Source organism: Candidatus Pelagibacter sp. HIMB1709, assembly GCF_052047635.1.
GTDB lineage: Bacteria > Pseudomonadota > Alphaproteobacteria > Pelagibacterales > Pelagibacteraceae > Pelagibacter.
On record NZ_JBNAJW010000002.1, the window covers coordinates 126,245 to 152,400 of the forward strand.

General features: G+C 31.3%; 26 protein-coding genes. 16 read left to right on the top strand and 10 right to left on the bottom strand.

What is annotated here, in order from left to right:
• Positions 1-15 precede the first annotated feature (15 nt).
• Positions 16-1,239, top strand: a complete 1,224-nt coding sequence (locus ACTTAR_RS06830) for an aminomethyltransferase family protein (RefSeq protein WP_440698097.1) — start codon at positions 16-18, stop codon at positions 1,237-1,239.
• Here ACTTAR_RS06830 and ACTTAR_RS06835 read toward each other — a convergent pair.
• Positions 1,236-1,964: a transporter substrate-binding domain-containing protein gene (locus ACTTAR_RS06835; protein ID WP_440681048.1), complete on the bottom strand. Its 729-nt coding sequence runs from the start codon at positions 1,962-1,964 to the stop codon at positions 1,236-1,238. The two genes, ACTTAR_RS06830 and ACTTAR_RS06835, sit on opposite strands and share 4 nt — an antisense overlap.
• A 57-nt stretch (positions 1,965-2,021) precedes the next feature.
• Here ACTTAR_RS06835 and ACTTAR_RS06840 point away from each other — a divergent pair, with 57 nt between their 5' ends.
• Genes ACTTAR_RS06840 through ACTTAR_RS06870 form a run of 7 tightly spaced genes read left to right on the top strand, consistent with a single transcriptional unit; the run spans position 2,022 to position 9,143 of the window.
• The gene (locus ACTTAR_RS06840; RefSeq protein ID WP_440681049.1) at positions 2,022-2,711 is read left to right on the top strand and encodes a Type 1 glutamine amidotransferase-like domain-containing protein; all 690 of its coding nucleotides are present in this window, start codon (positions 2,022-2,024) and stop codon (positions 2,709-2,711) included.
• A complete protein-coding gene (locus ACTTAR_RS06845; protein ID WP_440698098.1) occupies positions 2,708-3,862 on the top strand; it encodes an alpha-hydroxy acid oxidase in 1,155 nt (384 codons plus the stop codon). Before ACTTAR_RS06840 ends, ACTTAR_RS06845 begins: the two co-directional genes overlap by 4 nt.
• Before the next feature lie 4 nt (positions 3,863-3,866).
• Positions 3,867-5,609 (top strand): thiamine pyrophosphate-binding protein, encoded by a 1,743-nt coding sequence (locus tag ACTTAR_RS06850; protein ID WP_440681051.1) that lies wholly within the window; start codon positions 3,867-3,869, stop codon positions 5,607-5,609.
• A gap of 4 nt (positions 5,610-5,613) precedes the next feature.
• Entirely contained in the window at positions 5,614-5,949 is a 336-nt protein-coding gene (locus tag ACTTAR_RS06855) for a hydroxyisourate hydrolase (protein WP_440698099.1), read from the top strand.
• Positions 5,950-5,969: 20 nt separating this feature from the next.
• Positions 5,970-7,115, top strand: a complete 1,146-nt coding sequence (locus ACTTAR_RS06860; RefSeq protein WP_440698100.1) for a dimethylsulfoniopropionate demethylase — start codon at positions 5,970-5,972, stop codon at positions 7,113-7,115.
• Between the two features lie 19 nt (positions 7,116-7,134).
• Complete coding sequence (locus ACTTAR_RS06865) at positions 7,135-8,256, top strand: thiolase family protein (protein ID WP_440698101.1); 1,122 nt, start codon at positions 7,135-7,137, stop codon at positions 8,254-8,256.
• An 11-nt stretch (positions 8,257-8,267) separates the two neighbouring features.
• Positions 8,268-9,143: a branched-chain amino acid aminotransferase gene (locus tag ACTTAR_RS06870; RefSeq protein ID WP_440681055.1), complete on the top strand. Its 876-nt coding sequence runs from the start codon at positions 8,268-8,270 to the stop codon at positions 9,141-9,143.
• A gap of 15 nt (positions 9,144-9,158) precedes the next feature.
• On the opposite strand, the gene ACTTAR_RS06875 is transcribed toward ACTTAR_RS06870, so the two are convergent.
• The 6 genes from ACTTAR_RS06875 to ACTTAR_RS06900 form a co-directional block, all read right to left on the bottom strand.
• Positions 9,159-10,013 carry an ABC transporter permease gene (locus tag ACTTAR_RS06875; protein WP_428079710.1) on the bottom strand — a complete coding sequence of 285 codons (855 nt, stop codon included), beginning with the start codon at positions 10,011-10,013 and terminating at the stop codon, positions 9,159-9,161.
• A 2-nt stretch (positions 10,014-10,015) separates the two neighbouring features.
• Positions 10,016-11,275 (bottom strand): ABC transporter permease, encoded by a 1,260-nt coding sequence (locus ACTTAR_RS06880; protein WP_440681056.1) that lies wholly within the window; start codon positions 11,273-11,275, stop codon positions 10,016-10,018.
• Positions 11,276-11,339: 64 nt separating this feature from the next.
• On the bottom strand, positions 11,340-12,464 hold the full coding sequence (locus ACTTAR_RS06885; RefSeq protein ID WP_440698102.1) for an extracellular solute-binding protein: 1,125 nt from the start codon (positions 12,462-12,464) through the stop codon (positions 11,340-11,342).
• A 116-nt stretch (positions 12,465-12,580) separates the two neighbouring features.
• Positions 12,581-13,666 carry an ABC transporter ATP-binding protein gene (locus ACTTAR_RS06890; protein ID WP_440698103.1) on the bottom strand — a complete coding sequence of 362 codons (1,086 nt, stop codon included), beginning with the start codon at positions 13,664-13,666 and terminating at the stop codon, positions 12,581-12,583.
• A gap of 45 nt (positions 13,667-13,711) precedes the next feature.
• A complete protein-coding gene (locus tag ACTTAR_RS06895; RefSeq protein ID WP_440698104.1) occupies positions 13,712-14,881 on the bottom strand; it encodes a M24 family metallopeptidase in 1,170 nt (389 codons plus the stop codon).
• The gene (locus ACTTAR_RS06900; protein WP_440698105.1) at positions 14,881-15,627 is read right to left on the bottom strand and encodes a maleate cis-trans isomerase family protein; all 747 of its coding nucleotides are present in this window, start codon (positions 15,625-15,627) and stop codon (positions 14,881-14,883) included. The genes ACTTAR_RS06895 and ACTTAR_RS06900 overlap by 1 nt, the downstream gene beginning before the upstream one ends.
• 59 nt (positions 15,628-15,686) lie before the next feature.
• Between ACTTAR_RS06900 and ACTTAR_RS06905 the strand changes: the two genes are divergently transcribed.
• Genes ACTTAR_RS06905 through ACTTAR_RS06915 form a run of 3 tightly spaced genes read left to right on the top strand, consistent with a single transcriptional unit; the run spans position 15,687 to position 18,949 of the window.
• Positions 15,687-16,556: a DMT family transporter gene (locus ACTTAR_RS06905; RefSeq protein WP_440698106.1), complete on the top strand. Its 870-nt coding sequence runs from the start codon at positions 15,687-15,689 to the stop codon at positions 16,554-16,556.
• Positions 16,556-17,497 (top strand): NAD(P)-dependent oxidoreductase, encoded by a 942-nt coding sequence (locus ACTTAR_RS06910; protein WP_440698107.1) that lies wholly within the window; start codon positions 16,556-16,558, stop codon positions 17,495-17,497. Before ACTTAR_RS06905 ends, ACTTAR_RS06910 begins: the two co-directional genes overlap by 1 nt.
• Positions 17,498-17,518: 21 nt before the next feature.
• Positions 17,519-18,949 (top strand): aldehyde dehydrogenase family protein, encoded by a 1,431-nt coding sequence (locus ACTTAR_RS06915; RefSeq protein WP_440698108.1) that lies wholly within the window; start codon positions 17,519-17,521, stop codon positions 18,947-18,949.
• Here the strand turns inward: ACTTAR_RS06915 and ACTTAR_RS06920 are convergent.
• Positions 18,946-20,085 carry a TauD/TfdA family dioxygenase gene (locus ACTTAR_RS06920; RefSeq protein ID WP_440698109.1) on the bottom strand — a complete coding sequence of 380 codons (1,140 nt, stop codon included), beginning with the start codon at positions 20,083-20,085 and terminating at the stop codon, positions 18,946-18,948. The two genes, ACTTAR_RS06915 and ACTTAR_RS06920, sit on opposite strands and share 4 nt — an antisense overlap.
• The gene (locus ACTTAR_RS06925) at positions 20,085-20,816 is read right to left on the bottom strand and encodes a class II aldolase/adducin family protein (protein ID WP_440698110.1); all 732 of its coding nucleotides are present in this window, start codon (positions 20,814-20,816) and stop codon (positions 20,085-20,087) included. Before ACTTAR_RS06925 ends, ACTTAR_RS06920 begins: the two co-directional genes overlap by 1 nt.
• A gap of 120 nt (positions 20,817-20,936) precedes the next feature.
• Between ACTTAR_RS06925 and ACTTAR_RS06930 the strand changes: the two genes are divergently transcribed.
• A complete protein-coding gene (locus ACTTAR_RS06930; RefSeq protein ID WP_440698111.1) occupies positions 20,937-21,962 on the top strand; it encodes a quaternary amine ABC transporter ATP-binding protein in 1,026 nt (341 codons plus the stop codon).
• A 7-nt stretch (positions 21,963-21,969) separates the two neighbouring features.
• On the opposite strand, the gene ACTTAR_RS06935 is transcribed toward ACTTAR_RS06930, so the two are convergent.
• Positions 21,970-22,368 (bottom strand): GFA family protein, encoded by a 399-nt coding sequence (locus tag ACTTAR_RS06935; RefSeq protein WP_440698112.1) that lies wholly within the window; start codon positions 22,366-22,368, stop codon positions 21,970-21,972.
• Between the two features lie 43 nt (positions 22,369-22,411).
• Here ACTTAR_RS06935 and ACTTAR_RS06940 point away from each other — a divergent pair, with 43 nt between their 5' ends.
• From ACTTAR_RS06940 to glpD, 4 genes are read left to right on the top strand one after another with little or no spacing between them, the layout of a single operon-like run.
• A complete protein-coding gene (locus tag ACTTAR_RS06940; RefSeq protein WP_440698113.1) occupies positions 22,412-22,879 on the top strand; it encodes a thioesterase family protein in 468 nt (155 codons plus the stop codon).
• A 40-nt stretch (positions 22,880-22,919) separates the two neighbouring features.
• On the top strand, positions 22,920-23,873 hold the full coding sequence (locus tag ACTTAR_RS06945) for a DMT family transporter (RefSeq protein ID WP_440698114.1): 954 nt from the start codon (positions 22,920-22,922) through the stop codon (positions 23,871-23,873).
• Positions 23,870-24,838, top strand: a complete 969-nt coding sequence (locus ACTTAR_RS06950; RefSeq protein ID WP_440698115.1) for a 2OG-Fe(II) oxygenase family protein — start codon at positions 23,870-23,872, stop codon at positions 24,836-24,838. Before ACTTAR_RS06945 ends, ACTTAR_RS06950 begins: the two co-directional genes overlap by 4 nt.
• A gap of 57 nt (positions 24,839-24,895) precedes the next feature.
• Positions 24,896-26,047, top strand: a complete 1,152-nt coding sequence (gene glpD, locus ACTTAR_RS06955; protein ID WP_440698117.1) for a glycerol-3-phosphate dehydrogenase — start codon at positions 24,896-24,898, stop codon at positions 26,045-26,047.
• Positions 26,048-26,156: the final 109 nt, after the last annotated feature.

A 26,156-nucleotide genomic window follows, 5' to 3' on the forward strand; every position in this document is an offset into this window, starting at 1 on the left:
TAATAAAAATTATTCATGCATAAATCTCTACAAAACATTAGATTTTCTATCAAACCTCAAAAAGATAAAGGTAATAGACCTGTAGAATTAGCTCGAACTATGAGCATTCATCCTTTAACTTATCAGGAGCTACCTTTTGACCCAGAATATTCGCATTACGCAGGAAGATTGACAACTGAAAAATTATCAAATGCTTCGCCAGATGAGCAATACTGGAAAACAAAAAAAGAAATTATTCTTAGACATACAGGAGAACATCCTTATGAAATTTCAGGTCCAGATGCGCTTAAATTATTACAGAAAATTTTTCCACGAGATATTTCAAAAGTTAAAAAAGGAAGATGCTCATATCAGTTTGCTTGCTACCACGACGGAGGAATGATAACTGATGGATTACTTTTGCGAATTGATGAAAATTGTTTTTGGTTTGCTCAAGCAGATGGAGATTTGTTTTCTTGGTACAAAGCTAATTCTGAAGGATTAGACGTAAAAATAACTGAACCAAATGTGTTTGTAAGTCAAATTCAAGGACCAAAATCAATGGAACTTCTTGACCAGTTAATTGAAGAACCAATAGCAAATAAATGGAAATATTTTGATTGGGTTGAGATTAGTATGGCAGGTGAAAAAGTAATAATTAGTCGAACTGGTTTTACTAATGAACTTGGTTGGGAAATTTATTTTCGTCCAGAGAATGATGCTGAAAAATTAGGGGATTTAATTCTTAGTGAAGGAGCAAAAATGGGAATGATTATTACAGCCACACCTTCATTTAGAGGCAGAAGAATTGAAGCTGGACTTTTATCTGCAGGTCAAGATTTTACAAGTGAGACAAACCCATTTTCTGTAGGACTTGGTCGTTTTGTTGATTTAGAAAAAAATAACTTTATAGGTAAAAAAGCTCTGTTAAATGCAGACAAAAAATGTCGAAGCTGGGGTATCAGGGTTGTTGATGGAATAGCAAAAAAAGGAAGGTCTATAAAAATAAACGACCAATACATTGGAAAAGTAACTTCCAGCACATGGTCTCCTTACCAAGTCTGTGGTGTGGGTATAGTGTTATTGGATAAGTCAGAAATTGGTCCTGGAACAGTAGTTGATGTTGAATGTACTGATGAAAAAACTCATAAAGCTGAACTTTGTAAATTACCAATGTATGATCCAAAAGGTGAAATTGTAAGAGGTATAAATAAGAAGATACCTACAAAGCCTGAACCATGGGTAGGAATAAAAAGCTAATCAATTTTAGGTATACTTAATTTATCCTGGACTTTGTGTTTTTTTAATAGTCCCTCTATAAAAGCTTCTTTAATTAGTTTAGCGATAAACTTATTTAAAAAATCTAATATTTCAGGATTACCTTTTTTAATACCAATAGATTGTTTTATATAAGTAAATGGATTTGATATAATTTTAAAATCACTATTAAACTCAAGCTCTTCTATTAATTTAGGTTTTAAGCCAGCAAGAACGTCTGCACCACCTTCTCTAAATAATTTATGAGAATTATCCATTGTATTAACTTTAATTAATTCAGCTTTTTTGAAATTTTCAGTTAACCATAAATCATAAGCACTTCTTTCAAGGACAGCTATTTTTACACCTGATGAATTAATCTCTTCATTGCAAATAAAATTATCTTTTTTTCGATAGATAAAATTAGCGTCAATATTTACATATGGGTCACTAAAATCTATAAATTTTTCCCTCTCCTTTTCAGAAGCTATATTACCTATGTCCCATTTATCATCATTTACAGCGTCAGCTAATAATCCAGGTTTTTCAAATTGAACTAATTTACAAGTTACATTTAATTCTTTTGCAAGTTTTTTTCCAATATCTGGAGACACTCCTTCAGGTAAACCATTTGAATCTATCGAGCTAACAAGTAAAAAGTTACTCATATTTAGACCAACACGTAGCTCTCCTGTTGGTGCTAATTTTTTAGATATACTATCAATCATTAGAAACTTTTTGTAACTAGTACTATATGTATTATTTTATAATTTAAATTTAATTAAATGAACAATATAGAAAAAAAAATAATTTCAATAGGTGGAGGTGGATTTACACATCAGTTAGATGAGGGTTTAGATCAATTTGTAATTGATCAATCAAAAAAATCGAAAAATAAAATAGGCTTTTTAGCAACTGCAAGTAATGATGATGAAAATAAAATAAATTTATTTTATAAAAGGTATCAAGATACTCAGTCTGAATTGTCACATTTTAATTTAACATCAGCTAAAGATGGATTTTCTGAATGGATATTAAATAAAGACATTATTTATATAGGAGGTGGAAATACTGCCTTTATGTTGGATATTTGGAAAAAAAATAAATTAGAAAATATTTTTAAAGATGCTTATGAGAAAGGCATTATTTTATCAGGCGTAAGTGCTGGGGCAGTTTGTTGGTTCGATTGGATACTATCAGACTCTGTTGGCCCTGGATTTAATGCACTAAGAGGAATTAATTTCATATCGGGAAGTTGCACACCCCATTCTTCGAATATTGAAAGAATAGATCAATTTGAATTAGATATTAAAAATAACAAATTACCTCATGGTATTGCAATTGATGATGGTGTGGCTGTAGTTTTTATTGACGGAAAACCAACTGAAGTTTATTCTTCAAGAAAAAATCATACAGCTTATTTTTTAGATAAAAATAAAAAAATTAATCTAGAAGAATATATAAAAAATATATGAAAAACATAACTGCGAGCAAAAAAATTCACAGTATAAATGATGCAAGAAATTTAGCTAAAAAAAGAATGCCTAAATTAATGTTTGATTTTGTAGATGGTGCATCTGGAGATGAAAAACTTTGTGAAATTAATAGTATAGCTTTGGATCAAATTAGACTTGAGCCAAAAGTTTTACGAAATGTTGAAAATAGAAATTTAAAAAAGAAATTTTTAGACATTGAGTTTGATCAACCATTTGGTTTTTCACCAATGGGAATGTGCAATCTCACTTGGACTGGTGCAGATAAAATGTTAGCTGAAGAAAGTATTGTAAACAATTTACCTGTGTGTGTTTCCATGGCTTCCTCAACATCTTTAGAAAAAATGTATGAATTATCTGAAGGTCGTTCTTGGATTCAATTATATAATTTTCAAGAGAGTTTTGTAATGGAGCTTTTGCAAAGAGCAGAACAGACTGGTTATAAAGTAGCAATACTAACTGTAGATGTTCCCATTCAATTTAGAAGAGCTAAGGATAATAAAAATGGTTTCACTGTCCCTTTTAAAATAGGTCCTAATCAGATGTTTGATTTTATAACTCATCCTCATTGGTCTTTATCAACTTTATTAGGTGGTATTCCAAAACCAATGAATTACGAAACATCAAAGAGTGGTAACAAATTTGTAAGAAGTGAAAGCAGAGGAGCTACAGATTGGAAAACTCTTAAAAGAGTAAGAGATGCTTGGAAGGGAAAATTAATAATTAAAGGAGTAATGTCGCCAGAAGATGCTTTAAAAATAAAAAATGAAGGAGTTGATGCCATACAAGTATCCAACCACGGTGGAAGACAACTAGATAGTGCTACTGCAGCTATTGAAGCATTGCCGCTAATAAGAAATGTGTTAGGTAAAGAATTTCCTTTGCTATTTGATAGTGGCGTTAGAGGTGGAAGCGATATTATAAGGGCTTTAGCATTGGGAGCAAATTATGTGATGCTTGGAAGACCGCTAATGTATGGTATTGGGGCTGATGGTGAAAAAGGCTTAAGAAGAATTTTAGATATTATTAAAGACGAATTAAGTACCGCACTAGGTTTAGTTGGTTTAACTGATATTAATGATGTTACTTCCGAAATAATTGCTAAAAAATTTATTGAAAATATGAAATACTAATAAAATGTCAGAAAAAAAAATTAGAGGCGGATCACTTATAGCTAGAGCTTTAAAAGATAAAGGAGTTCAGCATGTTTTTACATTATCTGGAGGGTTCTGTAATCCTGCTTTAGAGGGATTTATGGAGTGCCAAATGGAAGTTATCAATTGTCCTCATGAACAAATAGCAGGTCATATAGCTGATGGGCATACTAGAATTACAAGAAAACCAGCAGTTTGTCTTGTTGGTCCTGAGGGATTTGCAAATGCAGTGCCATCAATGATGGAAGCTTGGGGTGAAAGATCACCTGTAATATTTATAACTGGTTCAAGTAGTTTAAAAAGACAAGGCTCTGGTGGATTTAAAGAAATCGATGATGTTGCAATCGCAGCACCTTTAACAAAATATAGCGCAAGTATTACAGATGGAACTAGAATTAGGGAATTTGTAGATAAGGCATATAGAATTGCAACAAATGGATATCCTGGTGCAGTACATTTAAGTATGCCAGTTGATATTATGTTTTCATCTTTTTCCGAAGATGCAGGACTTGAGGAAAGACCTTTTTCTCATCAAACAAAACCAATAGTAAAAGCTTGGCCTGACCCAGCGCAAATGTCAGAAATATTAGAACTTGCTTGTAATTCAAAAAAACCAGTTTTAATAGGTGGTCATGGAATTTGGTGGTCTGGTTCTGAAAAAAAATTAGAAGAAGCTGGAAATAATTTAAAAATTCCAATATTTAATATTCCTTATCATCAAAAATTACTTGGAGAAGAGGCTAATGCCTATATGGGTTTAGCAGATATTCACCAATATCCTCCTTCAAAATTTGCATTACATGAATCTGATTTAGTATTAATGATTGGAGCTAGATTAGATAATCAAATGAATTTTGGAAACCCACCACTTTTTCCTAAATCAACTAAGCTTGTATGTATTAATGGGTCTCATGAAGAAATAGAACTTAATAGAGCTGCTGATTTAAATTTATTATGTGATCCGGGAGTTTTTTTTGACACATTAAATAAACTTAAATCAAATAATAAATGGACTTTAAGTAGTGAATGGTTTGATCTTAACAGAACCAAAAAACAAGAATGGGTTGATAAGACTTTAGATGATTTGAGCAAAGACACAAAAGAAGCTGAAGCTAAAGGAGGTAAAATGCATCCACTTCAATTAGCCTTAGATGTTCAAGATGCTATTGGTGAAAAAGATTGGTTAGTCATTGATGGAGGTAACACTCACTTCTGGTCTGAAATTGCAATAAATATTGCTGGATCAAAAGGAAAAAAAATAGGTGGAATTCTTCATCCTGGTACATTTAGTATGTTGGGTGTTGGTGTTCCATTCGCGCTTTCTGCAAAAAATATAAACCCTGAATCAAATGTTATTTTAATCAGTGGAGATGGAGCTTTTTTATCTGGAGGATTATCAATAGAAGCTGCTTTTCAAGAAAGCAAACCTATTGTGGTAGTAATTGATAATAATGGTGGTTTAGATTGTATATCTCAACAACAAGAAAGATTATTTGAAAGTGGAAAACATTTTGCAACTGATTTTAGAGATATACCTTTTCATAAAATTTTTGAAGGATTTGGAGGTCATGGAGAGCTAGTCACAAAAAGAGAACAATTAGCTCCAGCATTAAAAAGAGCAATAGAAAGTGGAAAAACTGCTTGCATCAACGTAAAAGCAAAAGGTGTTATAAGCCCAATTGTGGCTGCAGTTAGCGACAAAAGAGACAAAGCTTCAATTGAATAACATAATGGCAACTATATCGTCTCACTTATTAAACTCAGTTGATGGAACTCATGCAAATGGTGTTAAAGTCACAATTTATCAAATAAATTCTTCTGGTGAAAAAAAAATTTTTTTTGAAACTGAGACAGATGAAGGGGGAAGAATTTTAAAAGATTTTGAACTTTCAAATAATGACTGTGCATGTGAATACGAAATGGTTTGCAAAACTGGAGATTATTTTTCTGAAAAAAAAGTTGTGTCAGAAATTATTGTAAAATTTAAAATGGAAGATCCTAAAAAAAAATATCACTTACCAATTATTATATCTCCAAATGGATATTCTATTTGGTGGTCTAAATAATTTTAAATAATTAATTCCTTATGTCAAAAAATTTAAAATTGAATATGTCTAGAAGAATAAGAAGAACGCCATATACTAATCGAGTTGAAGAACATGGTGTTTCAGATTTTACTGTAGTAAACCATATGCTTTTACCAAAAAGGTTTAAAAATTCTGTTGAGGAAGATTACTGGCACCTAAGTAAGGATGTCCAAATTTGGGACGTTTCTTGTCAAAGACAAATTCAAGTTAGTGGACCAGATGCAGCTACGCTTATTCAAAAATTAACACCTCGTTCCATTAAGAATATGCAAATTGGAAAATGTTTTTATATACCTATGCTTAATGATGATGCAGGAATGATAAATGATCCTGTTTTACTCAAATTAGATGATGATATGTTCTGGATATCAATAGCAGACTCTGACATTTTGCTTTGGGCAAAAGGATATGCTTTGGGTTTGAATTTAGATGTAAATATTGAAGAGCCCGATGTGTATCCATTAGCAATTCAAGGACCTAAATCTGAGGAACTACTGATATCAATATTTGGTCAGGAAATAAAAAAAATTAAATTTTTTAATTTCAGAGTTTTAGATTTTGAAGGAACAAAGCAAATTATTGCAAGATCTGGATATAGTAAACAAGATGGGTTTGAAATTTATTTCAAAACACATGAGAAATATTTTGATAGTGTAGAAATGGGTGAAAAACTTTGGGATACAATCTGGGAAGCTGGAAAAAAATACAATATTTCGCCAGGCTGTCCAAATCTAATTGATAGAATTGAAGGAGGACTTATGTCTTATGGTAATGACTTTACAAATGAAAATAATCCTTTGGAATGTAACTTAGAAAAATATTGTAACGGTCATGTTTCTCATGATTTTATTGGAAAACAAGCTTTAACAAAAATTTACAATGAAGGAGTAAAACAAAAAATAAGGGGCATCGTATTTGATGGAGATCGTTGTTCTGGTATAGGTCAGCCCTTAAAAGTATTATCCAAAGATGATAAAATAATAGGACAAATAACTTCAGGCATTTATTCCCCAAAAATAAAAAAAAATATTGGTTTATCTATGATTTTAAAAGACTACTGGAAAATAGGTGAAAAAATATTTGTCCAAAATCTTGATGGCACAAAAAGAAATGGGACCATAACAACTTTGCCATTTCCAGATTAAATAGCTATATATTAACCTTATGTTAAAAGCAGTTATTGCAGGTTACTCAAGATCACCTTTCACAATGGCAAGAAAAGGTGAATTAGTAGATGTAAAACCAGTTAATTTGCTTGCTGAAGTTATTAACAACCTTGTCTTAAAAACTAAAATCAATAAACAAGACATTGAAGACATTGTAGTTGGTTGTGCTTTCCAAACTGGAGAGCAATGTTTTAATATTGGAAAATTAGTAACTTTTTTAACCAACATGGATATCAACACATCAGGAATGACAGTAGATAGGTGGTGTGGATCATCAATGGAAGCTATTCATATAGCTGCAGGAAAAATATCAATGGGATCTGGAAAAGTTTTTATATGTGGTGGGGTAGAAAGTATGACTAGAGTAACAACAGGCTTTGATCCTATGCCATATCCTTATACAGAAGAAGATAACCCTAATGTTTATTTTTCAATGGGTATTACTGCGGAAAATGTAGCCAAACAATATTCTATATCAAGAACAGAACAGCAAGAATTTGCAATATCAAGCCATAAGAAAGCATTTGATGCTCAGTCGAAAGGTAATTTTAATAATGAAATTGTTGCAATAGGGAATTGTTCTCAAGATAGCAATATAAGACCTAATAGTAATCAAGAAAAATTGGATAGTTTAAAATTAGCGTTTGATCAAAATGGAACTGTAACGGCAGCAACATCATCACCACTGACAGATGGTGCAGCTGCTACTTTGATTTGTGAGGAACAATATGCTAAAGATAATAATTTAGAAATTTTAGCCAGGATTGTTTCAACCTCTGTTCAGGGATGTAAAGCTGACACCATGGGTCTAGGACCAATTGGAGCTTCACAAAAAGCATTAGAAAGAGCCAAATTAACAATCAAAGATATTGATATCGTAGAACTTAATGAAGCTTTTGCATCTCAATCATTGGCTTGTATAAAAGATTTAAAAATAGATCCAAGCAAAGTTAACATAGATGGTGGAGCACTAGCGTTAGGCCATCCTCTTGGAGCAACAGGTGCAAGAATTACCGGGAAAGCAGCTCAACTATTAAGAAGAGAAAACAAAAAATTTGCTTTAGCTACTCAATGTATAGGTCTTGGAATGGGTATTGCTACAATAATTGAATCAATATAATAAATTTTTCTATGCAACAATTGCCTTTTGACAAAAGATCAGGAAAAATTTGGTTCAATAATGAACTGTGTGAATGGCAAGATGCCAGAGTTCACATAATTAGCCATGGAATGCACTATGCTAGTTTAGTCTTTGAAGGTTTGAGAGTTTATAATAAGAAAATTTTTAAATTGAAAGAACACACTGATAGACTTTTTAATTCTGCAAAAATTCTAGATATGAAAATTCCATATTCATCTAATGAAATTATGGAAGCAACAAAAAAACTTGTTTCTGATCAAGATATTAAAAACGGATATATAAGACCATTTGTATGGAGAGGAAGTGAAATGATGGGAGTTTCAGCACAGAATACAAAAATCAATGTAGCAATAGCGATATGGGATTGGCCTACATATTTTAATCCTGAATTAAAATTAAAAGGTATAAAATTAAATATATCTAAGTGGCAAAGACCACCTCAAAATTCATCACCATGGAAAAGTAAAGCAGCTGGCCTATATATGATTTGTACACTTTCAAAACATCAGGCAGAAAAAGATGGATACACTGACTCTTTAATGTTAGATCACGAGGGCAATATAGCTGAGGCTACAAGCGCAAATATTTTTTTTAAAGATAAAATTAATGAGCTACACACACCAATACCAGACTCTTTTTTAGATGGTATAACTAGGAAAACAGTAATTGATCTTGCAAAATCAAAAAATATAAAAGTTCATGAGAGAAAAATATCTCCAAATGAACTAGGTCACTTTAAAGGTTGTTTTATTACAGGTACAGCAGCAGAAATAACACCCGTTGGAAAGATTCTAGATAATAATTTTGAAATATGTGATTTAATTAATGACTTATCTAAAAGTTATGAAAAACTTGTAGGAAAATAATTCAAACTTCTTAATTTAACGATTTATTCCTCTTAATCTCTCAGATCTTCTTCTTAATAATTCTGCACTAATCAAGATTAAAGTTGAAAGAATAATTAAACATGTTGCAACAGCTAAAATTGTTGGACTTAACTGTTCTCTTAAACCAGTCCACATTTGAACTGGGATAGTAGTATTTTCTAAACCTGCAAGAAATAAAACTACAACTACTTCATCAAATGAAGTTACAAATGCAAATAAACCTCCTGATATTACTCCTGGTAATATTAAAGGAAGAGTAATTTTCATAAAAGTGTTTACAGGATTGCTCCCTAAACTAGCCGCAGCTCTTGTTACACTATGATCAAAACCAGATAATGTTGCGGTTACAGTGATTACAACAAACGGAGTTCCTAGTATTATATGAGCAAATACTATTCCTGTATGCGTTGCTGCTAAACCAACTTTTGCCATGAAAAAGAATATTGCAACACCTGATATAATTAATGGAACAATCATAGGTGAAATAAGAGTAGCCATTATAATTCCTTTATAGGGCATGTGCCTACTACTCAAACCAAGAGCAGCTAAAGTCCCAAGTATTATCGATCCTATTGTTGCAAATATCGCGATTATAAAACTATTTTTTGCAGCCAATCCCCATGGGTTTTTGGTTCCATAGACCATATCCTTATACCATCTTAGAGAAAAGGCATCAGGATCAAGATTTTTCATTCCCTCAGAGAAAACTAAAAATTCTTCAGCGTTAAATGATAACGGAAATATTACGAATAAAGGTGCAATTAAAAAGAAAAATACAAAAGCACAAATGGCTAAATAAAAATAATGCCAAATTCTATAACGTGTTTCTGTATAACTTGGTAATGCCATTTTTATCCTAACTTAATATTATCTACTCCAACTAATTTGTTATAAATCCAGTAAATTACTAAAACTCCAGTTAACAACATTAAACCCATTGCAGATGCAAAACTCCAATCCAAAGTTTGCTTCATATGAAATGCAATCTGGTTACTAATCAATGTTCCAGATGCTCCACCTACTAATGCTGGTGTAATGTAATATCCAATTGCTAAAATAAATACCAACAAACATCCAGCTCCAATACCTGGAATAGTTAATGGAAAATAAACTTTCCAAAACGCAACAAAAGGAGTTCCTCCTAAAGATTTTCCTGCTCTCATTAAGCTTGGTGAGATCGTTTTCATCACGCTGTAAAGTGGAAGAACCATAAATGGTAACAGTATCTGTGTCATCGCCACATAAGTTCCAACTTTATTGTACATCATTTCTGGCCTGTTATCGTCTGCAACTAATCCTATCATGACAAAGAAATCATTAACTACTCCCTGTTGTTGTAACAAAATCATCCAGCTTGCAGTTCTAACTAGTAGTGAAGTCCAAAATGGAAGAAGGACACAAATCATCAATAGATTTGAGTACTTCATAGGCAATGTAGCTAGTAAATGAGCAATTGGATATCCCATTAAAAAACAAAATAAAGTTACAAAGAATGCTATTTCAAGAGTTCTCAGCCACAAAATTCTATGAATCCTTCTATCTTCATCTACTTGGGCAATGCTTCCATCTGGTGCATAATACATATCCATACCTTTAAGATATTTAGCTAATGTGTAAGGTGGTGCTGTTCTTTTTATAGCCTGCCAATACTCAACCTTGCCCCAATTTTTATGCACTTTCATCATCTGTTCTTTGATGCTAGTGCTTTCATCTATTTTTTTTCTTTTAATATTTCTAAACAATCTTTTGGTTGTTGAATTAAAACCATTTTTTTCTTTATTTAATCTTTGGCCAAGTTTTCCATGTTCTTGTCTTTCAACAAGTGTCTTGTAATCATAATAGAAACCAGCAAAAACTTCTTCGGGTGGTAATTCTTTTCCATCCCAATTCTCCATTTCTTTAAATGTTTTAGGAAGCATATTGGTAATCATCTTGTCATCAATACTTCTTGTAAACATTTCTCCAATTGGAAAAATATAAGTGATAACTAAAAATAATAATAGAGGAGCCACTAGAAGAAAGGCTTTAATTTTGTTTTTTCTTTCAGCTTTTTTTAAGCTGACTTCAAGTGGTATACCGTCGGTAGTTAATATTTTAGTTTCTGAGCTCATAAAAAAAGGGCGGTTAAAAAAACCGCCCTTAAATATTATATAATTTTTAAATTAAAAACTAGGTTTAATTTAAACCTGCTTTCATTGCTTCCCATTTTTCACCAATCTCTGTTCCATAATCAGCCCAGAAGAACGGGTCAACTAAAAAGTAATTTTTAGTGTTAGCAGGAGCTGTAGGCATTTGAGGCATCATTTCAGTTTTACCATCTTTATACCAAGGCTCACCAGCTTTGATTATTTCAAGAGAAGATTTTCTCCATGGAGCGTATGCAATGTACTTAGCACTTCCAGCTAACATTTCAGTGTTAGTCATCATAGCTAAAGCTTTCATAGCATTCTCTTGGTCAGGACCACCATCAACAAGTGCAAAATATTCATAGTCTAAACCTTGACCATCCCATACTTGTTTAATAGGAGCACCTTCACCAACTTCAGCGTTGAAGAATCTTCCATTCCAACCTGTTGCCATAACAACTTCACCTGCAACTAATAATTCAGGTGGTTGAGCACCAGCAGACCAGAATACACATCCTCCATTTGGATCTTCACAAAGTGCTTTTATTTTGTTCATTGCTCTATCGATGTATCCATCTTTTTCTTCCATAAATCTATAAAGTCTATCACCACCTTGACCCATTTTAACTCCATCAGCAGCTAAAGCGATTTCAAGGTTAGTTAAAGCACTTGTGTAGATTGCTCTTTTTCCTGGGAATTTTTTAGTGTTAAAGAAGTCTTTGATTGTTTTAGGCTCTTTACCACCAAATGCTCTTGTATCAAACGCATAGTTCCAAGAATATAAGATGTTTCCTACAGCACATTCACTTGGCATTCCTGTGAAGAAATCTTCACTTGCAGGAGTTCCATCTGGTGCAGCTGGGAAGTCTTTGTCAAAATCAAATTTAACAAATAAACCTTCATCACATCCGTTAATTGTATCGAATGCAAAAAGATCGATGATATCCCAAGTGATCGCACCCGCTTCTTTTTGTGCTTTGATTTCTGATAAACCACCAGAGTAGTCAACCCAGTTGATTTCTACTCCAAGTGCCTTAGCAGTTGGATCACCATACCCTAACTTTTGAGACTCTGTATAAGCTCCACCCCAAGATGCAACAGTAACTGCAAATGCTGATGAAGTTATTGAAAGAGCAAAAGTAAGAGCAAGTAATAATTTACTTAATTTTTTCATTATTCCTCCGTTTAAACGTTAATATAAATTAATTTATATAATGAAAGTACACCAAAATGAGCAAGTGAAGTCAACAGCTCATTTTATCTTATAATGATTTGGATTTTTAAATGAAATTATTTTGGATCTAAAGCTCTAGCATCAACACTGTTCCAACCAATATTGATATCTTCTTTAACTTTTAGCTCAAGATTTGAGGTACTATTTGGTACTTTTAAAATAAACTCAGAACTACCAAGTAAGTCCAGTCTAACTCGTGTGTGGTCACCATGGTAAATAACTTCTTCAATTTTTCCAGTAAACATATTATCCATTTTGTCAGTTGGATTTATTAAAGCTCTTTCTGGTCTTAAAGATACTGTAGTTTTTTCACCTTTTGATTTTACCGAAATAGGATTAGCTAAAATTTCTGCATTACCTAATTTAACTTTACATTTATCTTTATCAATATCAGACACTTCACCATTAAAAGTATTATTTTCACCAATAAATTCTGCAACGAAAGAGTTTACTGGTTTCTCATATAGTTCTGCTGGATCAGATAACTGTTGAACTTTACCATCGTTAAATACAGCTATTCTGTTTGACATAGTAAGAGCTTCACTTTGATCATGAGTTACATAAACAACTGTTACACCAATGCTTTCATGAATATGTTTAATTTCATACTGCATGCTCTCTCTTAAATTTTTATCTAATGCACCAAGCGGTTCGTCCATCAAGACAACTGCTGGATCAAACACAAGTGCTCGTGCAACAGCAACCCTTTGCTGTTGTCCTCCAGAAAGTTGTGCTGGCATTCTAGATTCAAATCCATTTAAAGAAACCATTGATAAAGCTTTATCTACTTTTTTATCAATTTCACCTTTTTCAACTTTTCTTACTCTTAAAGGAAAGGCTAAATTTTCATAAACTGTCATGTGCGGAAACAGTGCATAATTTTGGAACACCATTCCAATTCCTCTTTTGTGAGGTGGAATGTTTGAAATAATATTTCCGTCTAATAAAATTTCTCCATTAGTTGGAGTTTCAAATCCAGCTAACATCATTAGGCAAGTTGTTTTACCTGAACCAGATGGTCCAAGCATCGTTATAAATTCACCTTCAGCAATATCTAATTGAAGATCTTTAACGACGAGTACTTTACCGTCATAACTTTTATCTACTTTATCAAATTTTACGAATTCTGGATTTTTAGACATAAAGTTGATTATTAAACATTTGTGAAAGTAGATTTCAATAGTAAATTAACTCTTGATATGAAGCTCTTTTGGAAAATTACAAAATAACTCTGAACCGTTTTCTGTAACCCTAATAGCCTCAGACGCCTCAACGCCCCAATCACCAAATTGCATTACAGCAATCATATGAAAACAAACATTTGGCTGAAGAACTGTTTTGTCTCCTTTATATATATTAAGAGTATGCTCACCCCAATCAGGAGGGTAACCAATCCCTATTGAATAACCAGTTCTTGATCTTTTTTCGATACCATATTTATCGAGTATTTTCCAAAAAGCTTGAGCAACATCATCTACAGTATTTCCTGCTTTAATTGCACTAATACCAGAGTTTAATGCTTCAATAGTTTTATTCATCGTATCAATTTTTTGCTGATTAGGCTCTCCAAGTAAAACTGTTCTAGCCATTGGTGCATGATATCTCTTATAAGTTCCAGAAAGCTCAATAATTGTTGCCTCCCCTTTCACAAATTTATCTTGAGTTGCTGTTAAATGAGAAGCAGAAGTCCCTTTTCCTGTGGGTAGTAAAGTTGCAATACTTGCATATTCACCACCAAATTCTTCTGTCCCATAAAAAAGTGCTTTTTGGATTTCTCCCACAGCATCACACTGACGAACACCTGGATTGATGACTTCCATTGCAGTTTTCATAGCGCTTTCAGAAATTTTTGCAGCTGATTTCATATAATTAATTTCTGCATCAGATTTTGTAAATCTTGCCCAGTTCACTAATCGATCACTGTCTTTTAATTTAGCATTTGGCAATCCTTGTTTTATTTTTTCATAACAAAAAGCTGTGAAATAGTGAGCATCCATCTCTAATCCGATTGATAGATTATCCCATTTTCTCTCTTTGATAATTTCAACTAATCTATCGTAAGGATGTTTGGGCCAAGTATGAATATATTCTTCGTCATACACTAAAATATTTTCATCTTTTAAATAAGTTTTTATGTAAGCTCCACCTGCATCTTGAGCTCTAACAAAACATAATGGCTCATCTGCATTTACATGAACAATTGCACATTGGGCATAATAAAAAGACCAAGCATCATAACCAGTTAAATAATATAAATTATTTGTGTCATGAGAAATTAAAAGTTCGATGCCTTTTTCTTGCATCATTTTTTGAACTTTTTTTAATCTTTGTTTGTATTCTTCTTTAGTAAATGACATTAGTTTACCTCGAATAATTTTCCGAATCCTTCAACAGAATTATTTTTATTTATTTTTACAAGTGTATCCCAAATTAATGCTTGATTGCTAGATAAAACTGCTGTGTTTAATTTTTTTTCAAGTTTATCAATAATTGGCAACACAGGTAGTGCCGTACATGAAACAAACAAAGCCTCTGCCCCATTTAAATCAATTTTAGATAATACGTCATATAAATAATTTTGATCTACTTTACCAATGTCATAATCAGCCTCGATATCAAAGTAAGAATTAGAAGTAATTTCAAATCCCTCAGTTTTAAAATATTCTAAAACCTCATCATTTAGTTTTTTGCTATAAGGTGTAAACAAAGAAATTTTATTTATATTTAATTTTTTTAAAGCTTTAATTGCTGCAGTGCTAGGAGTTGTAACATCAGCCATTGGTTTTGCCGCTTTTACTTTTTGTTCAATTGAATTATATCCAGCAGCAATAGTTCCAGAGGTACAACCATAAACAACACAATCTATATCTTGATCTGGTAAAATATCTTTTGTAACCTCCGTTACTTTATTAGACATTTTAATCAGATTTTCTCTGGTTAAAGGATTGTAACACTCAATACGGTTAACAAAAAAATCGATTTCCCTGTCTTTTATTACATTGATGAAATCTCTCTCGATCATAAAGTCACTTGCAAGAGCTATTAAACCAACTCTTGGGTTTGATTTGCTAATGTATTTTGGATCTATTTTTGTTGAATTCATATTTTAAAAGATGAATATATCAGAAGTTCTTTAATAATCATTAATATTAAACTAACGACATGAATTTAAAAGATACCTTCATTGCATCATTGGTTCCAATATTTTTAGGTTTTGGTTTTGTTATTGCAAAACCAGCTTTCGATTCTTTTCCACCAATTTTGTTAATGGGCTTGAGATTTATCTTTGCGGCTTCAATTTTAATATGGTGGTTTCCAATACCAAGGGGCTACTTGCTAAAAATCTTCATAGCTTCTTTAATAGCTAACACATTGCAATACAGCATTACTTACTCTGGCTTAGATTTGATTGATGCATCGTCTGCAGTTTTATTGGTTCAAATGGAGGTGCCGTTTGGAGTTATTTTTGCTTACTTCATGCTTAAAGAAAAACCTACAGTTAGGGCTTTAATTGGTATTGGTATAGCGTTTATCGGTGTTTATGTTTTAACTGGCTCACCAAATTTAGATGGAAAAATTATTGGTATTGGATTGACGATACTAGGCTCAGCTATTTGGGCTCTTGGACAAGTGATGGTGAAACCTTTAAGTAAAGAAATTAATCCTTTAGCATTGGTTGCTTGGATGGCGTTATTTTCTGGTCCAATTTTAATATTATTATCAGCAATCATTGATGGAAATACCATAAATTATATCGCTAATGCAAAAATTGATCATTGGATAATTGCAATTTACATTGGTTTTATAATGCAGCCAGTTACCTATGGTTGTTTTTATTATGTCATAAAAAATAATCCAATTTATAAAGTTCTACCAATTGTGACCATGGGAATTCCTCCAACAGGATTATTAGCTGCAATTTTTCTCTTAGGGGAAGAGCCGACCAAAGAACTATTCATTGGTGGAGCAATAATAATTGTTGGTGTCATATTAATAGTTTTTACAAAAAATAAAAAAGAAGAGGTAAAATAATGAAAATAGGTTTTATTGGTCTAGGAAATGTAGGTGCTAAACTTGCAGGAAGTTTACTGAGAAATGGATTTGATTTAACTGTAAGAGATGTAGATCAAAATTTAACAGATCAATTTAAAAATTTAGGTGCAAAAGTTGCAAACTCTGGAAAAGAACTTGCAGAACAAGTTGATCTTGTAATTACTTCTTTACCATCTCTAAAAGTAAGCGCAGAAGTTATGGAAGCTGAAGATGGAGTGCTTCAGGGCCTTTCTGAAAATAAAATCTGGCTTGAAATGAGTACTACCGATGAAGCTGAAGTAAAGAGAATTGGTGAAAAAGTAATTGCGAAAAATGCTACACCTTTAGATGGCCCAGTAAGTGGTGGTTGTCATAGAGCTGCGACAGGAAATATTGCAATTTTTGTAGGTGGTGAGAGAAAAGCATTTGAAAAAATTTTACCTGTCTTAACAGTCATGGGTAGAAAAGTATTACATACTGGTGAATTGGGTACAGCAAGTACTCTTAAAGTAATTACAAATTATTTAGCCTCAGTACATTTAGTTGCTTTAGGAGAAGCTTGGACAGTTGCTAAAAAATCTAACCTAGATCTTGAAAAGACCTTTAAGGGAATTGCTGCATCATCAGGAAATTCATTTGTTCACGAAACAGAAAGTCAGGTAATTTTGAATGGTTCATATAATATTAATTTTACAATGGATTTAGTTTTAAAAGATACAGGTCTATTTGATGATCTAGCAAAAAAGTTAAATGCTCCACTGGAGATATCTCCAAAAGTTGTTGAAATATTTAAAGATGGACAAAAAAAATATGGATCTAGAGCGTGGTCATCTATGATTGTAAAAAGAATGGAAGATTTAAATAATATTGATTTTAGAGCTAAAGGTTTCCCAGAAGAATTAGTTGATAATGAGCCTGAGGAAAAAGGATATGAAATCTAAATAGTATGCTAAAATAAAATCATGTTAGATAAAAGAAAATTTTATATTGATGGTGAATGGGTAGAACCAGTTAAGAAGAATGACTTTGATGTTATCAATCCATGTAATGAAGATCCTTGTGCAGTAATTTCTCTAGGATCCACTGGAGATACAAATAGAGCTGTAAAAGCTGCAAAAACAGCATTTGAAACTTGGAAAGAAACCTCAAAAGAGGAACGAATTAAATTATTAGAAAAATTATTAACTATTTATAATAAAAGATTTAATGAAATGGCAGAAGCTATTTCATTGGAAATGGGCGCTCCAATAGATTGGTCGACTGATGTTCAAACCGCATCAGGAAGAGATCATTTAGAGGATTTTATACTAAGACTTAAAAATTTTAACTTCGAAGAACATTTTGATGAAAAATCAAATAACCATATTTGTTATGAACCAATTGGAGTTTGTGGATTAATTACTCCTTGGAATTGGCCAATAAATCAAATTGCTCTTAAAGTTGCTCCAGCATTTGCAACTGGATGTACAATGATTTTAAAGCCTTCAGAAATTGCTCCTATATCGGGAATGTTGTTTGCTGAAATGATCCATGAAGCTGGTTTTCCTAAAGGAGTTTTTAATTTAGTAAATGGTGATGGTGCTGGAGTTGGAACAGATATTTCAAGTCATCCTGATATTGATATGGTTTCTTTTACAGGTTCAACAAGGGCTGGGAAATTAATTTCTAAAAATGCTGCTGATACAATCAAAAGAGTTTGTTTAGAACTTGGAGGCAAAGGTGGAAATATTGTTTTTGCTGACAGTTATAAAGATGCAGTTAGAGATGGTATCAGAAATGTAATGAGTAATTCAGGACAATCATGTGATGCACCTACCAGAATGTTGGTTGAAAAATCTATTTATGAAAGAGCAGTAAAAGAAGCTGTTGATGAAGCTAATAAAATTAAAGTTGATCAAGCGACTAAAAAAGGAGATCACATTGGTCCTGTAATTTCAAAAGTTCAGTACGATAAAATTATAAATCTTATTGAAAGTGGAATTTCTGAGGGAGCAACTTTGGCTGCTGGAGGACCAGAATTGCCAAATGGTTTAAATAAAGGATATTTTATTAAACCAACTATTTTCACAGATGTTACTAATGAGATGAGAATTGCAAAGGAAGAAATCTTTGGGCCTGTTTTATCAATTATTCCGTTTGATACTGAAGATGAAGCAGTGAAAATTGTAAACGATACTTCTTATGGTTTAGGAAATTATCTTCAAACCGATGATAAAGAAAAAGCACATAGAGTTGCAAAAAAATTAAGATCAGGATGTGTCTACATAAACGGTAATGCAGCTGATGTTGGAACTCCTTTTGGTGGTTATAGGCAATCTGGAAATGGTAGAGAGGGAGGAGTTTGGGGATTGGAAGAATTTTTAGAGATAAAAAACGTAACTGGTTGGAATTAATTTGAATTTCTCAAATACCTTAATCTTCCAATAATTTCATCACGATCCATGTAATATCCTTGGAGATGTCTGTGACCTGAGTTTGGATCAAATTCAGTTCTCCCATGAAGCAATCTTCTATTGTTGAAAGTAAATATATCTCCTGGACTTAATCTAAATTTAATTTGAAATTTATCATCGTGTAATAAATTTCCAAATCGATGATGAGCTTTATAAACTTTATCCATTAAATCAGGATGGCAATCTAAGGCATCCATAGTTGCAACACTAAATCTAATGTCATGATAATCATTATCTTTAGTTAAAGAAATTGCAGGCGCGTAATAACTTCTTACTGACTGTTGTGTGTAATCCATATCTCTAAATTTTAAATGAACATTAACTAGTGTATCAAAGATTTCTTTTTCATTTTTTCTTAAATAATCTGCAACTGCAAATCCATCTACAGCTGAGGAGTCTCCACCATTTGCAGAATTTACCAAGCAGTGAAGGAATTGATAACCTGGAGGTGTTTCAAACCAAGGTAAATCCATATGATTTCTCAAAGCATGCGCTGTGTAAGCAGAATTATTTGGTTTTGGAATATTAATTACCTCAAATGGAGTTTTAAAAAAAGTTTCTCTAGTATGACTAATTCTATTTAAAACTTTAAACCCAGAGTTCTCATCTGTCGGTGCATTTTTTACAATTGCAATTCCAGTATGATGCAAAAGCTCTAACCATTTTATTAAGCCTTCATCTGAGTTAATAATTTCATCATGATCAATTTCTACAGATTTTAAATCATCTTGAAGAGAATTGTCCCAAAGCTTGTAGGGTGATTTGTATTCTAAATTGTTTTTAATTGTATAACAATTGTCTCTAAGCCATTTTTGATCATAATAACTAACATGATCTCCTTCACTCCACTCAATTTGGAGTTTACCATCATTGTTCAAAGAAAATTTTTTAGGATTAATATCTTTAGATACTTTAAGAATGTTAAACATTCTATGACGAGAGTCTTTATCGTGTGCTGTAGGACAGTTGTCTCTCAACCATAAATAATTAAACCTGCTTTTTTTTCCATCACTCCAATCAACTTCTAAATTGGTAGAATTTTTAATTATATTTTCAATTTTATAATTTTGTTCCATTAACTTTTATAATTTGAATTTTCACGATCTAACTTTCTTAATAATGCAGCCCACTCTGTTTTTCCATCATAATTATAGTCATCTGAACTACTCATATTGTCCCAAAAATAAGCAGCTTTTTGTTTATCTATTTCATGCTTACTTAGTCCCATAGATAAGTTTTTAACTTGAACAGCACATGCCTGTTCTAAATAGTAAGCTCTAAAAAAAGCCTCTGCTGCAGTTTTACCTACAGTGTAGTATCCATGATTTCTTGTAATTAAAATATCGTGCTTCCCTATAAGATTTTCAAATTTTTTTCCAAAATCTTTATCTTCAACAAATTCATAATCAATGTATCCAATTAAATGATTTAAATAGACTGCTGCTTGTGAAAGATACATTAAACCTTCTTTAGTTCCTCCAACTGCCATAACATCGTTAGCATGTCCATGAATATAAAAGTTAACATCAGAACGTGAATTAAAAATCCATTGTGCAAGATTGATACAACCATCATTTAACCAAGGATCTTCGGAATTTATTTTTCTTCCATCTTTATCAATCTTTACTAAAGATGATGCAGTAATCTCTTCATAAAACATTCCATAAGGGTGAACAAAAGAACAATCTTTATCTTCAGCTGATCTAGCTCCCGCACATTGATTGGCTAAATCTGTCATTCCATACATGTGTAAAATTCTATAAAGAGCAGATAGTTCGCATCGAATATCTTGATCTGATTTGGTCATTATTTAAATGATTATTTAAATGACTAACAAAATCAAACAAAATCGAATTTATAAAAAATCAATTAAAAGTTGTATAGAAATTGTTTTACATTATGCTCTATGAACTGTTAGAACTTATTGATGTCAAAAATCGAAATTAACAACGTATATAAAATCTTTGGCAATAATCCAAAATCAGTACTTCCAATGGTCAAGGAAGGTTCAACTAAAGATGAAATATTAGAAAAAACTGGGCACACGGTTGGTTTAGATAATGTATCTCTTAAAATTGAAGAAGGCGAAACGTTTGTTTGCATGGGTCTTTCAGGATCAGGAAAATCCACATTGATTAGACATTTAAATAGACTTATAGATCCAACTGATGGTGAAATTTTGGTTGAGGGCACGAATGTGATGTCGCTTGATAAAGAAAAACTGATTGAGTTTAGAAGACACAAAATGAGTATGGTCTTTCAAAGGTTTGGTTTATTCCCGCATAAAACAGTTTTACAAAATGTTGGCTATGGTTTGGAAATGCAAGGTAAGTCAGAAGATGACAGAAATAAAATCTCAATGGAAAAAATTGATGCTGTTGGATTAAATGGATTTGAAAATCAATATCCAAATCAATTATCTGGTGGTATGCAGCAGCGTGTTGGTTTAGCAAGAGCATTGGCAACTGATACTGACATAATGTTGATGGATGAAGCTTTCAGTGCTCTAGATCCACTTATAAGAAGTGATATGCAAAAACAACTTATTGATCTTCAATCAGAATTAAAAAAAACAATTGTATTTATTACTCATGATCTTGATGAGTCGTTGAGATTAGGTGACCATATTGGAATTTTAAATTCAGGAAAATTAGTACAAGTTGGAACTCCAGAAGAAATTATAATGAATCCTGCAGATGATTACGTAAAAGCTTTTGTTAAAGATGTTAATAGAGCAAAAGTAATAAAAGCAAAAATAATCATGAAAAATTTAAATGAATCTGAAAATATTGATAAATCAAACGTCATTAAAGTAAATGAAGATCAATTTATTGAAGAATTTTTACCTCAAATAGTTTGTTCAGATTCAAATTGTGAAGTGGTCGATAAGAATGGTAATATCAAAGGCTATATTACTAATCAAGAATTGCAGTCTTCTTTAACTAAATCTTAAAATATTGTTATTTAGCAAATCTTTTAAATTTTGGAAGTTTGTCATTGATTTGATAAAAATCTGACTTTGAACCTACAAATATATTTCTAAAAGTTTTTAGTTTTGTTTTACCGTCAAACATCCCTGCAGAAATTGAAACATTGTCAGATTTATCAACTTTAAAAAATATACTTGCCCCACATTTATTGCAAAAACCTCTCTTGGAATTCTTAGAAGACTTAAACCACTTTAAAGTAGTTTTGTTTAAAAATTTAATTTCTTTGTCTTTAATGTTTGTATAGGCGCCAAATATACCATGAGTTTTTCTGCATTGCACACAATGACAATTAGATACACTTCTTAGTTTATTAAGTGTTTTAAACTTTATACCTTTGCATAAACAACTGGCTGTTAATACTTTTTTCATTAATACTTTATTATATGATATTAATATTAAATTAAAAAATTAAATGTCTGTTTTTCTTAAAAGCTTCACTATCACAAAGAACTGGGTTGATTATAACAACCATATGAACATGGCTTATTATGTTTTAATATTTGATGAAGCATGGGAAGTAGCACTTGAAAAGTTTAAAATGGGAGCAAGTGCAGCAAAAAATCTTAATAGAAGCACAATGGTTGTCGAGACAAATACTAAATATCTTAATGAGGTCAAAGAAGGTGAAACTGTCGATATAAACCTTACATATTTTGACCATGATAAAAAACGATTACATTTAAAAATGGAAATGGTTGCAAAAGAAACAAAAAAAATCTCAGCATCAATGGAATGGATATCCCTGTATATTGATCTCAGTAAAAGAAAGGTAACAGAATTCGAAGAAGAAAAGTTGAGGTTGATGACTACTTTTATAAAGGAAAATGAAGTCGAATTTTCAAGTGAAAATCTTTTGTTCTCTTCAAAACTGAAGAAATAATTAAATATTATTCATTATCGTATTTTGATATAGGTGCGAAATGAGTACCGATAATAACTCTAAAGGAATTGTTCTTATTATTATTGCAATGACTTTATTTGCAATGCAGGACTCATTAATCAAATTTATTTTTGAAAAAGCGGCATTATATGAAATTTTTTTTGGCAGATACTTTGTTGCTGCAATTTTGTTATTTGGGTACATAAAAATAAGAGGACAAAAAGTAATTTTAAAAACTCATTATCCCTTTTTAACCTTGGTAAGAGTGACTTTTCACTTTTTAGCATTTTCTGCTTTCTTCATCTCCTTAACTTACATGCCATTAGCTACTGCTAATGCACTTTTTTTCTCCTGCCCTTTTTTTGTGTCAATCTTTGCCAAATTTTTTTTAAAAGAATTTATTGGGATTAGAAGATGGTCTGCAATTGTATTTGGTTTTATTGGGGTGTTTATAGTTTTAGATCCAAATTTTTCAGATTTTGAATACAAAAGTCTACTTCCTGTTGGATGTGCTTTTTTTTATGCAGCCTCAATGACAATCACAAAATATACATCAGATAAAGATGATGTGAACACACAGCTTTTTTATTTTTATTTGATTGCTCTAATATTATGTGGGGTTATTTATATGTTTATGGGTAATGGTCAATTCAATAATGTCAATTTTGATCCAACAACTCAATTTATTTTCAGAGAATGGTTTACAAATTTTGAATATACTTGGAAATTTATTTTATTTTTTGGAGTTGCAGCATCAATAGCTTTTGTTTGTATATTTTCTGCCTACATTGTTGCATCTCCTTCTGTTGTATCGTTATTTGAATACTCTTTAATAATTATGTCTATGATACCAGGATATTTTTTATTCAATGAAATTCCGTCTGCTAAAACTTTTATTGGTGTAGCCTGTATAATAGCTGCAGGAATTTATATTTACTTAAGAGAAAGAGTACGTGATCAATATATTGCAACCGAAACACCAGTTAGAAGATGACGAAAAGCTATATCCCAACTATTAATATATCATCACTTCTCAAAAATAACTTTGATACACTAAATGCGATTAAAACATTAAAGAAAATTGAAAAAGCATGTGTTGATATTGGTTTTTTCCAAATTACAGGACATGGGTTAAATTTAAATCGAATAAAAGAAACCTGCGAAATTGGGAATAAATTTTTTAATTTAACCGATAAAGAAAAGAAAAAATTATCTCCAAAAAAATGGAATAAAAAAAATAACAATGTTTATAGAGGTTACTTTCCTAATGATGTAAATGGGAAAGAAGGATTAGATATAGGCGATTTAAGGGTTACAGAAAATTATTCATCTAGACTAAAAAATCAATACATTGAACATTTAAATCTAGAAAGTTGTTTCAGCAAAAAATCCATAAAAATTTTGAATAACTATTTTGATAGTATCTATAATTTAAGTGAGACATTATTTAAAAGTGTAATAAAACTTAATAAAAAAAACCCAAATATATCATCAAAAGCTTTTTCAAGACTCAAAACATTAAGTACCTTAAGATTTAATTATTATCCAAATCAAACAAAACCAGTAGAGATTTCAAAACAAGATGGGGTTGCGCTTGGATGTGAGACGCATGTTGATAGTGGAATATTTACAGTTCTCTACCAAGATAAAAAAGGTGGTCTTCAAGTACAGAATAGAAAGACAAAAAAATGGTATGATGTACCGTTCAATAAAAAAGCTTTAGTAGTAAATACAGGTAGAGCGCTAGAATTTTTAACAAAAAATAAATTTAAAGCGACTAATCACAGGGTTTTATGGAATAAAAGTAAAAGACTGTCTGTCCCTTTTTTCTTTGAGCCTTCATATGATTTTAAAATGAATAAATCTTTCCTTAACTCTAAAAAATACTTAAATACAGGTCAGATTTATGAAAAATTCTTAAATCAATCATTAAAAAAATTTGTAGAATATCAGCGATAGAATTTTCTAACTCATTGAAAATTTTTCAATAAAATTTATAAACAATTAAAATTTTAAATGTCAAAAGTATTTGATTTATTCATTATAGGTGGTGGTATAAACGGAGCAGGCTTAGCAAGGGACGCTGCAGGCAGAGGTTTGTCTGTTTGTTTAGCTGACAAAGGTGAGATTGGAGGTGCTACTTCCTCATGGTCAACAAAATTAATACACGGTGGTCTTCGTTATTTAGAAAATTATGAATTTAAATTAGTAAGAGAATCTTTAAGAGAAAGAGAAACTATTTATAATATTGCAAAACAAATCTCTAAACCGATCCCATTTATCATACCATATGTTGATAAGATTAGGCCGGCCTGGCTAATTCAAATGGGTTTGTTTTTATATGATAATTTGGGTGGTAAAACAATGATACCAAAATCAAAAACTTTAAACTTAACTAAAAAATTACCTAACATTCTTAAAGAAAAATATAAAACTGGCTTTCAATATTATGATGTTCAAATAGATGATAAAAAATTAACCAAATTAAATATTAAATCTGCAAAAAAATATAAAGCTAAAATATTAGAATACAACAAAGTAAAAAAAGCTGAAATAGTTGAAAATATATGGGTTGTGAATCTTGAAAATGGAAAAAAAATAAAGTCTAAAGTTTTAATTAACGCATCTGGTCCATGGATTAATGAAACTTTAAAAAAAAATATTAAAATTAAGTCAAAAAATAAAATTAGATTAGTGAAAGGAAGTCACTTGATTACAAAAAAATTATATAAACCTGATGTAGCATTTACATTTCAAAATACAGATAAAAGGATAATTTTTGTAATTCCATATAAAGAAAAATTTTCATTAATAGGAACTACAGAAGTGGAAGTTAAATCTCCTGAGAATAAAAAAATATCAGAAAAAGAAACAGTATATTTAATAAACTCAGTAAATAATTACTTAAAAAAACAGATTAGTAAAAAAGATATAGTGGAAACTTACTCAGGAATAAGACCTTTAATAGAAGACTTCAATGAAGCTTCAAAAGTTACTAGAGACTATGTTTTTGACTTAAATACACAAAAAGGTTTACCATTACTCAATATTTACGGAGGAAAATTAACTACATACAGAAAATTAGCTGAAAAAGCCTTGTCAGATTTAAGTAAATTTTTACCCAAAACTAGAAAAGGTAAATGGACGCATAAAGAAAAACTTTTTTGATATCCAGTACATAAAAAAAATGATATCCTTGTTTTATAAAGCGATACATAACTCGTCGTTAAAATCAAAGATTTACGAAAGTGGGATCGGTCGTCTTTAAATTAACTTT

Bases quoted from the DNA above. Each gene is read 5' to 3' on its own strand.
- ACTTAR_RS06945 (WP_440698114.1), top strand. From the start codon at position 22,920: ATGAGTACCGATAATAACTCTAAAGGAATTGTTCTTATTATTATTGCA.
- glpD (WP_440698117.1), top strand. From the start codon at position 24,896: ATGTCAAAAGTATTTGATTTATTCATTATAGGTGGTGGTATAAACGGA.
- ACTTAR_RS06940 (WP_440698113.1), top strand. From the start codon at position 22,412: ATGTCTGTTTTTCTTAAAAGCTTCACTATCACAAAGAACTGGGTTGAT.
- ACTTAR_RS06930 (WP_440698111.1), top strand. From the start codon at position 20,937: ATGTCAAAAATCGAAATTAACAACGTATATAAAATCTTTGGCAATAAT.
- ACTTAR_RS06845 (WP_440698098.1), top strand. From the start codon at position 2,708: ATGAAAAACATAACTGCGAGCAAAAAAATTCACAGTATAAATGATGCA.
- ACTTAR_RS06920 (WP_440698109.1), bottom strand. From the start codon at position 20,085: ATGGAACAAAATTATAAAATTGAAAATATAATTAAAAATTCTACCAAT.
- ACTTAR_RS06835 (WP_440681048.1), bottom strand. From the start codon at position 1,964: ATGATTGATAGTATATCTAAAAAATTAGCACCAACAGGAGAGCTACGT.
- ACTTAR_RS06950 (WP_440698115.1), top strand. From the start codon at position 23,870: ATGACGAAAAGCTATATCCCAACTATTAATATATCATCACTTCTCAAA.
- ACTTAR_RS06915 (WP_440698108.1), top strand. From the start codon at position 17,519: ATGTTAGATAAAAGAAAATTTTATATTGATGGTGAATGGGTAGAACCA.
- ACTTAR_RS06905 (WP_440698106.1), top strand. From the start codon at position 15,687: ATGAATTTAAAAGATACCTTCATTGCATCATTGGTTCCAATATTTTTA.
- ACTTAR_RS06910 (WP_440698107.1), top strand. From the start codon at position 16,556: ATGAAAATAGGTTTTATTGGTCTAGGAAATGTAGGTGCTAAACTTGCA.
- ACTTAR_RS06870 (WP_440681055.1), top strand. From the start codon at position 8,268: ATGCAACAATTGCCTTTTGACAAAAGATCAGGAAAAATTTGGTTCAAT.
- ACTTAR_RS06840 (WP_440681049.1), top strand. From the start codon at position 2,022: ATGAACAATATAGAAAAAAAAATAATTTCAATAGGTGGAGGTGGATTT.
- ACTTAR_RS06925 (WP_440698110.1), bottom strand. From the start codon at position 20,816: ATGACCAAATCAGATCAAGATATTCGATGCGAACTATCTGCTCTTTAT.
- ACTTAR_RS06895 (WP_440698104.1), bottom strand. From the start codon at position 14,881: ATGTCATTTACTAAAGAAGAATACAAACAAAGATTAAAAAAAGTTCAA.
- ACTTAR_RS06885 (WP_440698102.1), bottom strand. From the start codon at position 12,464: ATGAAAAAATTAAGTAAATTATTACTTGCTCTTACTTTTGCTCTTTCA.
- ACTTAR_RS06935 (WP_440698112.1), bottom strand. From the start codon at position 22,368: ATGAAAAAAGTATTAACAGCCAGTTGTTTATGCAAAGGTATAAAGTTT.
- ACTTAR_RS06890 (WP_440698103.1), bottom strand. From the start codon at position 13,666: ATGTCTAAAAATCCAGAATTCGTAAAATTTGATAAAGTAGATAAAAGT.
- ACTTAR_RS06860 (WP_440698100.1), top strand. From the start codon at position 5,970: ATGTCAAAAAATTTAAAATTGAATATGTCTAGAAGAATAAGAAGAACG.
- ACTTAR_RS06850 (WP_440681051.1), top strand. From the start codon at position 3,867: ATGTCAGAAAAAAAAATTAGAGGCGGATCACTTATAGCTAGAGCTTTA.
- ACTTAR_RS06855 (WP_440698099.1), top strand. From the start codon at position 5,614: ATGGCAACTATATCGTCTCACTTATTAAACTCAGTTGATGGAACTCAT.
- ACTTAR_RS06880 (WP_440681056.1), bottom strand. From the start codon at position 11,275: ATGAGCTCAGAAACTAAAATATTAACTACCGACGGTATACCACTTGAA.
- ACTTAR_RS06900 (WP_440698105.1), bottom strand. From the start codon at position 15,627: ATGAATTCAACAAAAATAGATCCAAAATACATTAGCAAATCAAACCCA.
- ACTTAR_RS06865 (WP_440698101.1), top strand. From the start codon at position 7,135: ATGTTAAAAGCAGTTATTGCAGGTTACTCAAGATCACCTTTCACAATG.
- ACTTAR_RS06830 (WP_440698097.1), top strand. From the start codon at position 16: ATGCATAAATCTCTACAAAACATTAGATTTTCTATCAAACCTCAAAAA.
- ACTTAR_RS06875 (WP_428079710.1), bottom strand. From the start codon at position 10,013: ATGGCATTACCAAGTTATACAGAAACACGTTATAGAATTTGGCATTAT.